This is a genomic window from Acetobacter sp. DsW_063, from assembly GCF_002153745.1.
In the GTDB taxonomy this organism is placed as follows: Bacteria; Pseudomonadota; Alphaproteobacteria; order Acetobacterales; family Acetobacteraceae; genus Acetobacter.
In genome coordinates this window covers 23,635-29,634 of the sequence record NZ_JOPL01000084.1, presented here as the reverse complement: position 1 = coordinate 29,634, position 6,000 = coordinate 23,635, and the positions used below count along the sequence as shown (strand labels likewise).

At 59.5% G+C, this 6,000-nt stretch carries 6 protein-coding genes; 2 read left to right on the top strand and 4 right to left on the bottom strand.

Annotated elements, in window-relative coordinates:
- On the top strand, positions 1-302 hold a 302-nt coding region (locus tag HK28_RS11055; RefSeq protein WP_143217408.1), incomplete at its 5' end, for a transposase.
- A 67-nt stretch (positions 303-369) separates the two neighbouring features.
- Here HK28_RS11055 and HK28_RS11050 read toward each other — a convergent pair.
- The 3 genes from HK28_RS11050 to HK28_RS11040 form a co-directional block, all read right to left on the bottom strand.
- Entirely contained in the window at positions 370-1,101 is a 732-nt protein-coding gene (locus HK28_RS11050; RefSeq protein WP_086644625.1) for a DsbA family oxidoreductase, read from the bottom strand.
- Between the two features lie 84 nt (positions 1,102-1,185).
- On the bottom strand, positions 1,186-2,223 hold the full coding sequence (locus HK28_RS11045) for an alpha-E domain-containing protein (protein WP_233140501.1): 1,038 nt from the start codon (positions 2,221-2,223) through the stop codon (positions 1,186-1,188).
- Entirely contained in the window at positions 2,220-3,728 is a 1,509-nt protein-coding gene (locus tag HK28_RS11040) for a circularly permuted type 2 ATP-grasp protein (RefSeq protein WP_086644623.1), read from the bottom strand. Before HK28_RS11040 ends, HK28_RS11045 begins: the two co-directional genes overlap by 4 nt.
- 304 nt (positions 3,729-4,032) lie before the next feature.
- Here HK28_RS11040 and HK28_RS11035 point away from each other — a divergent pair, with 304 nt between their 5' ends.
- Positions 4,033-4,890 carry a DUF1217 domain-containing protein gene (locus HK28_RS11035; protein ID WP_086644622.1) on the top strand — a complete coding sequence of 286 codons (858 nt, stop codon included), beginning with the start codon at positions 4,033-4,035 and terminating at the stop codon, positions 4,888-4,890.
- A gap of 121 nt (positions 4,891-5,011) precedes the next feature.
- On the opposite strand, the gene HK28_RS11030 is transcribed toward HK28_RS11035, so the two are convergent.
- Positions 5,012-5,797 (bottom strand): alpha/beta fold hydrolase, encoded by a 786-nt coding sequence (locus HK28_RS11030; RefSeq protein ID WP_086644621.1) that lies wholly within the window; start codon positions 5,795-5,797, stop codon positions 5,012-5,014.
- Between the last annotated feature and the right edge of the window lie 203 nt (positions 5,798-6,000).

The following is a 6,000-nucleotide window of genomic DNA, read 5'->3' as shown; positions in this document are numbered from 1 at the left end:
GTGCGGCGGCCCTGCTCGATGATCTGCCCAAGGCGCAGTGGATGCTAGCCGATCGGGGCTATGACGCGGAGTGGTTTCGGGACGCGCTCGAGCAAAAGGGGATCAAGCCCTGCATTCCCGGGCGAAAAACCCGCTCGCTGCCCGTCAAATACGACAAGCGTCGATACAAGCGCCGCAACCGCATTGAGATCATGTTTGGCCGACTGAAAGACTGGCGCCGCGTGGAAGCCCGCTACGACCGCTGCTCGACCGTGTTCTTCTCTGCGCTCGCCCTGGCAGCCACCGCGCTCTTCTGGCTGTGATCAACGAGTCCTAAGCCTAGAAAAAAAGCGACTGAGTTCCAGTCTGGAAAAGGATATTTTAGCCTTTTCACGAACCTCTCGAACGCTCTTCCGACCATTCGAACAACGCGTGGGAGAACACGCTGCCCGCGTTTTGCTCCATGCTCCGTTGAGGACACGCTGCGTCGAAAATCTTGTCGAACACCCTGGCGTCATGAACGCCCGTCAATCCAAGGCCGCCGATGACTACTGACGGCACTCCATTGATCCCGGATTTTTGCGCTGCGACGTGGTCTGCGATGACTGTCCCGGTCAGGGTCTGTCCGGCGAGGAACTGCAAGGCGATATCCCGGTCGAAGCCTTCTGCGGCAGCAAGGTCCGCGAGCGTCATGTGGTCGGCGATATCGGCGCCATCCCTGAAATACGCGGCAAAAATCGCACGAGCGAGATTGAGGCAATCGCCTCTTGCTCCGGCCCAGGCGAGCAGGCGATGCGCGTCGATGGTTGGCCTGACGCGAGAGATCCTTTCGAAACGTATGTCCAGCCCGGCCTCGTGCGCCTGAACAGCTATCAGGCTACAGATGCGTGCAGAACGCTCGTCCGATCCGTGACGAGACCGGAGGTAATCGGCGAAGCTCACTCCGACGGCGGGAAGAGAGGGATTGAGCAGGAATGGCCGCCACCTCAGGCTGCAGTCCACGTCGTCGCGTTGCTCAAGAGCTGAAACGAGTTGCTCGATCCCGATGTAACACCAGGCGCAGACGAAATCGAAGACGATTTCGACCTCTACCTTGGCGTGAACGGGGGTGAGCATGTTCATGGCGCGATCATAGGGAGATCGCGCCCCTTTTGCCCACCAAAAAAGCCTTCGTCACGCAGCCTGAAAAACGCGCGGTGCGTGCGGTCAGGACTGCGACTGTGTTTGACCCGATATTTCGATTGCAGGAGCGGAGACAGGCCGAGGAGGAGGCCAGAAGGCCTGCGCCACGTCGGTTTGCACATCCTGCAATTGCCGTTGCACCCAATCGAGGAACTCGTGGAGACCGCGCGTGATGATCTGACCGACGGTCTGGTCATCCAGCCCGGCTCTGAGGAACTCGATCCGCTCGACGATGCCGCCAGCATCCCTCAGACGATAATCGCTGCGCAACCGGCTGACGTTATTGTGCAAGTGCCTGAGACTGCACACGAGAGAGCGGGGAAAGGCTTCGCTCTTCAGCAGGAAACCGACGACGCTCGAAGGCCGAAGGTCGCCCGCCATCACACGACGGTAGGCATGGTAGCCTGCCGCCGAACGCAGGACGGAGGTCCATTGGCTGATGTCGACTTCCGAGCCGACCCCGGCAGCGACAGGCAACAGGGTGTGGTACTTGATGTCGATCAGGCGGGTGATTTGGTCGGCCCGTTCCAGTTGGCGTCCCGCGTTGTAGAACAGGCTCGCCTGATCGCGGTAAAATGTGCCTTCGGTGATGCCTGTGTGGGTCTGGCACTCCTGCTTGATGCGGGCGCACAGCTGCGAAATCTCGCTTGGACGGATGTCCTCGGCGCGCAGGCCGCGCAGAAACTGTGTGAAGATGTTGAGCTGGCTCCACATCTCGGTCGAAATCAGCGGACGCAGCGCGCGCGCATTTTCGCGGGCGGCGAGAGCGAGCGAAGTGATCGAGGTCGGATTTCCCGCGTCGATAACGTAAAAGGCTATGACCCGGTCGGCCGTCGCTTTCGAATGGGAGGCGTAAAATCGCTCCTCGTCGGCGTTGATTTGCACGATCGCCCGCCAGCCATCGGACGCGCCGGAGCGGACGAAAATTTCGGTCACGTCGATGATGCGCGCGAGATTTTCGATGCGTTCCATATATCGCGCCAGCCACATCGAGCATTCGGCGTATCGGGAGAGCAGCGGGTGGGGCGATACCGTCGCTACGGGATCAAGTGACATGCTCATGACGCCAGCACCCACGTATCTTTAGAGCCGCCGCCCTGTGACGAATTCACAACCAGAGACCCGCGTTTGAGCGCGACCCGCGACAGGCCGCCAGGAAGCACCCATGTAGACCGTCCGGTCACGGCGAACGGACGGAGATCAACGTGGCGCGGCTCAAGGCCCGTTTCACAAAGCGTCGGAGAGACAGAGAGCCTGACCACTGGCTGGCTGATGTAATTGGCTGGATCCGCTCGAAGTTTTGTACGGAATTCCGCGAGTTCCTCGCGTGTGGCGTGGGGACCGATGATCAGGCCATAGCCGCCGGACTCGCCGACCGGCTTGGCCACCAGATTTTCCAGATTGGCGAGCGTGTAGGCGAGGCCTTCAGGCTCCGCGCAAATATGCGTCTCCACGTTCTTCAGGATCGGTTCTTCCGAAAGGTAATATCGAATGATGCGCGGCAGGTAGGCGTACACAGCCTTGTCGTCCGCGACGCCCGTTCCCAGCGCGTTGGCTATCGTGACGTTGCCTTTCCGGTAGGCCGAGACCAATCCGGGCACCCCAAGCATGCTCGATGGGTTGAAGGCGTCAGGGTCGAGAAATTCGTCATTCAGACGGCGATATATGGAGTGCACGGGCCGCAAGCCCGCGGTGGTGCGCATGTAAACCTTGTCGTTCTCGATGGTCAGGTCCTGCCCCTCGACCAACGGCACGCCCATTTCACGGGCAAGAAAGACATGCTCGAAATAGGCGGAGTTATAAATTCCGGGGGAGAGCAGAACCACCTGCGGGTCGTCCACGCCCTCTGGCGCGACCTCCGCCAGCGCCCTCTGTAGCTGCACCCCGTAATCGTCGACCGGCAGCAGGTCTATCCCGGCGGCGACGTCGGGCATCACACGCAGCATCGTGTGTCGGTTCTCGATGACGTAGGAAACACCAGAAGGCGTCCGCGCGTTATCCTCAAGCACCAGGAACGTCCCGTCGTCGTCGCGCACCAGATCGGTTCCGCTGACGTGGACATAGGTTTTGCCGGGCACGTCAAGACCGATCATCTGCGGACAGTAATTCGCGTTCCCGACGACGAGTTCCCTTGGCACGACGCCATCCTTCAGGATCGCCTGATCGTGGTAGATGTCCCACAGGAACATGTTCAGGGCAGTCACGCGCTGACGAACGCCGGCTTCGACATGGCGCCATTCAGGATTTGTCAGCACGCGCGGCACCAGATCGAACGGAAGGATGCGGTCGATCGAGTTGCGTTCGGAATAGACGGTGAAGGTGATCCCGAGGTTGTAGAGCTCGCGCTCGGCGTTGGCCGCGCGGTTGCGAAGATCTCCAAGCTCCAGGGCGCCGAGCCGTTCGCGGAGTTGCAAGATGCGGGGATCCGGTGGACCACCGCTATTGGTCAGTTCGCAGAAGAAAGCGTCGTTGAGGTAGCCCGAGAAAAGACCTTCTCGATGTGAAGGCGGTGACGCCGCGTTCTGCGTCCCGTGGTGTGTGACGGATTCGTCTGCGCTATCGCCCATTCGCGTCCCTTGTGCCTGACCGCCGACGGCGTTCTTGCCAAGGCGGATTGTTGCAGCCAAGCAAGAATTGAGACGTTCGCCAAGTGATTTCGCCGCGTGATGCCGTCTATGACTTTAAGTCGGCGTTAACGATTGGGTTTCATCCTGCTCTTTGGAGTTTTGGTTGGCGCGCGTCTTGTCAGTTGACCAGTCGTCAATCGGGTTGCGCAACGAAGCGATTGCACATCGGAGTCCAGCACCTCGCGGGCCATAGTGTGACATCCCTCGGGCGCGAGAGAGCCGCCGTGGCGAAGGAGCAAAGGGCATGAGCGGAACGGTCTCGGGGCTGTCGCCAGTAGCGACATATCTCCAAGCGATGACTGACGAGTCCGAGTCAGCGGCGACATACGCGAAGACCGACGGCGTCGAGCAGAACTATATCTCGACCTTCGAGGAGGACGCGGTCAACATTACGTCCGCATCCAGCTTGATGAGCAATTACAAGGCGTTGGCGGTTGTTCTGGGCGCATATGGTTTGAGCTCGATCCAGAACGAAACGGCGCTGGTGAAAGACCTGCTCACGCAGGATCCAAGCTCCGCGAGTTCCGTCGCTGCAAAGTCGGCCAATCCAGCATGGCAAAAATTCGCAGCTGCGTTTTCAGTCTGGAATCAGGCCAGTTCGTCGTCGAGCGCATCGTCGTCGTCGCCCTTCAGCGACGCCTCATCGATCTCATCCATCGTCACGAATTACGAGGAATCGAAATACGAGTCTCACCTGAACGACAGCAGTAACGGGTCCGGCATCGGGAACGCGCTATATTTTACACGCGCCATGACGACCGACATGACTCTGTCGCAGATCATGTCAGATTCGACGCTTCTCAAAGTCGTCGAGACGGTGTCCGGCTATGACCCGACTGAATTTGGCGCGTTGGATTATGATCAGCAGGTCCAGATGCTCAAGAAGAGCGTCAATCTGTCGGATTTTTCGAGCACAGAAAAAATTCAGAAATACGCTGAACGTTATCTCGCAATGTTACAGATCACCCCCCAGACGTCCTCGCAACCTGCGACGCTTCTTTCCCTCTACGGATCGGACGGAAGCAACACGAATGTCGCGCTCAGCGTGTTTGGGATTTCTTCCGCCAGCACATCATCGTTGATCACAGCCTTGTTTGGGTGAAACGTCTGCGGTCTGGTGCATTCATGTTGCACGAACGGGTCATGATCTAGCGGCCGGTTTCACCGACGCGTCTTGATTCGGTCTGCCGTCCGTGCGCGCCTGCGAGATGCTCTGGCCGCCTTTACGGCAATGCAGAAAGGAACTCTTCAAAAGCTTTACGGACTTCGCCCGGAGCTTCTTCCGTAAGGAAAAAACTGGCGTCGAGAGCATGGCCGGACACTGGTCCGTGGGCGACCTCCCGCCATAGGGTCGGCGGATCATACCACCCGCCGATACGCCCTGCCTTACCCCAGAGGACCAACAGAGGGCATTGAAGCGACAGTTCGCCCTGCGGCCAGTAACTCGACGTCGAGTGGGGCCACAGCGCCACATGGGTGTAATCTGCGACGGCCTCTGGCGCAAATATGCTGACCTGCCCGCCGGGCGCACCCTGCCATTCCGGCGGGGTCTGGACCGCGCCGGCTTCCGGCTTTGGGTGCAACTGACCGAACCAACAGCTTTCATACTGGGCGAGAGAATACGCCATATCGTCTCGACCGACATGATTCATGCCGGGCAACGCTTCCAAAGCGATCACGCCAGCGACTCGTTCCGGCGCCAGGGCGGCAATCTGACAGGCAATCTGCGCTCCAGCGTCCTGTCCCCCTAGAATAAGCCGATCATGCCCCATGGCGGTCGCCAGTGCGAGAAGGTCCTCGGCCTGTCGTTGCGGCGGAAGTTCAGGATGGAGATCAGGACAGATAACGGAGTACGTATTCGTAAATGCAGGCGCGACCGCATGCCACGCGGCGTGCGTTTCCGGTCGGCCATGAAGCAGCATGAGCGCAGGCCCTGCGCCACCGGAGCGGAGGCGCCATGCGGTGTTGTTCACCATCAGCGTCGTGAGAGTGAATCCACTGAAGAACATGACTATTGGCTCATCCTCAAGACTGCTGACGCGTCACAATAACAAGGCGCCGATACGCCGGTGACTCTACCGCGCTTGCGACGTCTTTTCAAAACGACGCCTCCCATGCCTTCACGGTGAGCGACCTTGTCTCCCCGTGTTCGCATCTTAGCTGAAGACGTCTGGTCTGCCTTGAAGACGACGGCTGGCGCTTGCCTAAGGCG

Bases quoted from the DNA above. Each gene is read 5' to 3' on its own strand.
- HK28_RS11050 (WP_086644625.1), bottom strand. From the start codon at position 1,101: ATGAACATGCTCACCCCCGTTCACGCCAAGGTAGAGGTCGAAATCGTC.
- HK28_RS11045 (WP_233140501.1), bottom strand. From the start codon at position 2,223: ATGAGCATGTCACTTGATCCCGTAGCGACGGTATCGCCCCACCCGCTG.
- HK28_RS11040 (WP_086644623.1), bottom strand. From the start codon at position 3,728: ATGGGCGATAGCGCAGACGAATCCGTCACACACCACGGGACGCAGAAC.
- HK28_RS11035 (WP_086644622.1), top strand. From the start codon at position 4,033: ATGAGCGGAACGGTCTCGGGGCTGTCGCCAGTAGCGACATATCTCCAA.
- HK28_RS11030 (WP_086644621.1), bottom strand. From the start codon at position 5,797: ATGTTCTTCAGTGGATTCACTCTCACGACGCTGATGGTGAACAACACC.